This window comes from Pseudonocardia sp. D17 (assembly GCF_036984265.1).
Taxonomy (GTDB): Bacteria; Actinomycetota; Actinomycetes; order Mycobacteriales; family Pseudonocardiaceae; genus Pseudonocardia; species Pseudonocardia benzenivorans.
In genome coordinates this window covers 1-3,540 of record NZ_BPRG01000092.1, presented here as the reverse complement: position 1 = coordinate 3,540, position 3,540 = coordinate 1, and the positions used below count along the sequence as shown (strand labels likewise).

The 3,540-nt window shown below is 67.1% G+C and carries 2 protein-coding genes and 4 pseudogenes; 2 read left to right on the top strand and 4 right to left on the bottom strand.

Features of this window, described 5'->3' with window-relative positions; all coding sequences use genetic code 11:
- Positions 1–57: 57 nt before the first annotated feature.
- Positions 58–468, top strand: a pseudogene (locus tag PSD17_RS16320) (transposase); the annotation flags it as partial.
- A 307-nt stretch (positions 469–775) separates the two neighbouring features.
- On the opposite strand, the gene PSD17_RS16315 reads toward PSD17_RS16320, so the two are convergent.
- The 4 genes and pseudogenes from PSD17_RS16315 to PSD17_RS16300 form a co-directional block, all read right to left on the bottom strand.
- Positions 776–1,549, bottom strand: a complete 774-nt coding sequence (locus PSD17_RS16315) for an IclR family transcriptional regulator (protein ID WP_339123316.1) — start codon at positions 1,547–1,549, stop codon at positions 776–778.
- A 303-nt stretch (positions 1,550–1,852) separates the two neighbouring features.
- Positions 1,853–2,440 (bottom strand): annotated as a pseudogene (locus PSD17_RS16310) (transposase); the annotation flags it as partial.
- A gap of 4 nt (positions 2,441–2,444) precedes the next feature.
- Positions 2,445–2,561 (bottom strand): annotated as a pseudogene (locus PSD17_RS16305) (IS3-like element IS1141 family transposase); the annotation flags it as partial.
- A gap of 2 nt (positions 2,562–2,563) precedes the next feature.
- Positions 2,564–2,706: pseudogene (locus PSD17_RS16300) on the bottom strand (IS256 family transposase); the annotation flags it as partial.
- A 294-nt stretch (positions 2,707–3,000) separates the two neighbouring features.
- Here PSD17_RS16300 and PSD17_RS16295 point away from each other — a divergent pair.
- Entirely contained in the window at positions 3,001–3,513 is a 513-nt protein-coding gene (locus PSD17_RS16295) for a hypothetical protein (RefSeq protein WP_339123314.1), read from the top strand.
- Positions 3,514–3,540: the final 27 nt, after the last annotated feature.

The following is a 3,540-nucleotide window of genomic DNA, read 5'->3' as shown; positions in this document are numbered from 1 at the left end:
ATCAACGTCCCAGCCAGAGCCGAGACGTCAGTTCCGAGCCTCCACTAAACCCGGCACGAGACAGTCACCGACCTGGTTCGACAGAGCCCAGCAGGCGACCTGCTCGACCAGCCCGGCATTGGTCCGGTCACCGCCGCTGTCGCGTTGACCTCGTGGTCGCACCTTGGCCGCATCCGATCCGAAGCCGCGTTCGCCAGCCTCGCGGGGACCAGCCCCATCCCCGCATCATCGGGTAACACCGTCCGGCACCGGATCAACCGCGGTGGTGACCGGCGCCTCAACCGAGCACTCCACATGGCCGTCGTCACCCGCATGCGCATGGACCCGCGAACCCGTGCCTACGTCGAGCGCCGCACCGCCGAAGGGCGCACCCTCCGAGAGATCCGTCGCTGCCTCAAGCGCTATCTCGCCCGGGACATCTACCGCCGCGTCAATGCCGCCGCTCAGAACGAACTCGCTGGCGCTTGACAAACATAGGAGATTCAACGGACGACTGGAGCACCTACGCGGCTCAGCCCTCAATCTCATGCGACTACTCACCCTGGGCCTGCAGCGCACCGCCGGAACCTGGGCGCTGACCATCGCCTGAGCACCGGGGCCAGGGACCTGGCGTCTGGCCTCACCAAGGAGCAGAATCGGACCTGACGGGCGGGTCGACCTCGTTGTCCAGCCACGTGCTGTGACCTACCAGAGCCGCTTCGACGGCCAAATTGATGGCGCCCCGCCCGTCCCGGCTCACGTCGCGAGCCAGAAGGGCGCCTTGTTCAGCAGTCTCCTAGCCGGCGAGCAGCACCTCACCGATCTCGCCGGCGATCTCTTGCAGGACCGGCACCGCACTGTCGCCGAACTCCATCGTGACCCGGCCGTCCGGCCCTGAAATGGACAGCGCGGTGGGAGTCGGGGCACCAGGCACCGGGACGGCGAAGCAGCGCACCCCGACCTCCTGCTCCCCGTCGTCGATCGCGAAGCCCTGCTCGCGAATCTTCGCCAGTTCAGCAAGGAGCTCCTCGACGGTGCTGAGCGACTTATCGGTGGCCGGGGGCATCCCGATGCGCTGGACGATCTCCAGCACCTCCGAATCGGGCAGTTGCGCGAGCACTGCCTTACCCACCCCTGTGGAGTGCGGGAATACTCGCCGGCCTACCTCGGTGAACATCCGCATCGAGTGGGAGGACGAGGCTTGGGCCACGTAGACCACCATGTCCCGGTCGATCGTCGCGAGGTTCGCGCTCTCCCCTAGATCGCGGGCCACCCGGTCGAGGTAGGGCAGCGCATCGGAGCCGAACTGGCGACCGGCACCGTGGCCGAGCCGGATCAGGCGCGGGCCAAGCGCGTACTGCCGGGAGTGCAGTTGGCGGACGTAACCGTGCGCGAGCAGCGTGCGGATCAGCCGGTGGATCGTGGGTAGTGGCAGTTCGGTCTTGATGGCCAGTTCGCTTAGGCTCGCCTTGCCCCCGGCGTCGGCGAGCAACTCCAGCAGCTCGATCGTGCGATCCACGGACTGCACCGTTCCGCCTCGGTTAGGGCTAGCTGGGCTAGGGGCAGCCATATCAACTCACCTTCGTTCATGATCCACAAAGTTGGCAGGATTAAACCGTGACCCGGCTGCTTCCAGTATCAGACGAACACCGGTGTACTCAAGATAACGAAAAGCATACTCCACACTGCAACAAGTCGGATGATCGATGGCGCTCCCGAGCCCTTGGTGTCCCGTGTCGTTAGTTCCTAAACGGTCGTCGAACTGGGATGGTCAACTCTCCTGCCGCGCCCTGACGCTCTGCAACGATGACGAGGCCGAACTGCGCCGCTGGACCCGCTCGACGGCCGTGCGCGCAGGGCTGGCCAAACGGGCTCATCCGAATCCAGGGTGTAGTCGGGATTTGAATCCGCCGACCTCGAGGAGTGACCGGGCGATGTAGTTGGTGAGGTTGCGGAAGCCGAGGGCGGAGCCGCGTAGGGGCTCGAGTCGACCGTTCATGGCTTCGGTGGGGCCGTATGACTCCGCCGCCCGTTGGATGTGCCGGGGCGGTCGGAGTAGGCCAGGACATCCTCGGCGCGGCGCTTGAGGGTGCGGCCCAGGGTGCGTAGTTCGCTCAGCGCGGCCGGGACACCGCCGCTGAGGGAGTCGATCAGGCGGGTCATCAGGTCGCGTCCTGCGGTCCGGTCGGGCTCGCGGTAGGCGGCGATCATCTGCTGGTAGAACGCCCAGGTCGCCTCGACCTCGACGTGGTCGTCGCCGGTGAACAGCGCCTCGATCCGCGTGGTCTACTTCTCGGTGAGCAGGTCGGCGCCGGTGTGCAGGGTGCGGCGGGCGGCGTAGAGCGGGTCGCCCTTTGCGGCCGCGATGGCCGTGGATATCTTGTTGGACTCGGCGGCGGCACTGGTCCAGCGCGTCCCCGGCCAGGCGGACGACGTGGAAGGGGTCCATGACCGCGACGGCGGGCGTCGGCGATCAGCTCGGGCTTGACCCGGGCAGGATGGGTGGCCTGACGGCGCCGCTCGCGGACCTCCCCGCGACGGCGCAGCAGCCGGTACATCGTGGACACCGAGCACAGGTAGCTCACTCGGCACCGACCACCGCATCGGCGTCGGCCGACAGCAGAGCATTGATCACTCTCTGCAGCAGTGATCGCATCAGATCCGACGAGCCTCGGACAGGGCTTCGCCAAGCAGGCCAGCAGGGTCGACACTATGAGGAGCGGTCATCGTGATGATGTCCTTTCGAGGATTCTCTGGAAGGTTGACTCGAAGGCACACACGGTGACCGCGCCCACGTCTACGACGACGCGACCACCCCGGTTACACCACTCTATGGGGCACTACTGGTGTCCACGCCGCTGGCGGCCCCGGTGATCGCCGCCACTCGGCTGCGGCGGGGCAACGTTGCCTCGGCCCACGGCGGGCCACGGCTGATCGCCGACGCGCTGGCCACCGCCAAGAGGGCCGGGGCCACCGGCACGATCACGATGCGCGCCGACAGCGCCTTACTACCAACACGCCGTGGTGGGCGCCGCCAGGACCGGTGGGACCTACTTCTCCATCACCGCCCGCATGGACCCGGCGATCACCGCCGCGATCAGCCGCATCCCCGAGACCGCGTGGGTAGGCATCAAGTACCCCGAGGCGATCTGGGAGGAAGCCGACCAGCGATGGATCTCCGACGCCGAAGTCGCCGAGACCACCTACACCGCCTTCACCTCACGCAAGCAGGCGGACCACGTCACCGCCCGGCTCATCGTGCGCCGGGTCAAGCGGCTCAACCCCAAGTCGGTGCCGCAGGGCCAGGGCGAGATGTTCAGCGCCTACCGTCACCACGCGGTGTTCACCGACTCACCGCTGGCGATGCTCGCCGCCGAAGCGAGCCACCGTGGGCACGCGATCATCGAGCAGGTCATCGACGACCTCAAAGCCGGCCCGCTGGCCCATTCCCCGTCGGGAGTGTTCACCGCCAACGCCGCCTGGACGGTCCTGACAGCCTGTCTCGTGCCGGGTTTAGTGGAGGCTCGGAACTGACGTCTCGGCTCTGGCTGGGACGTTGAT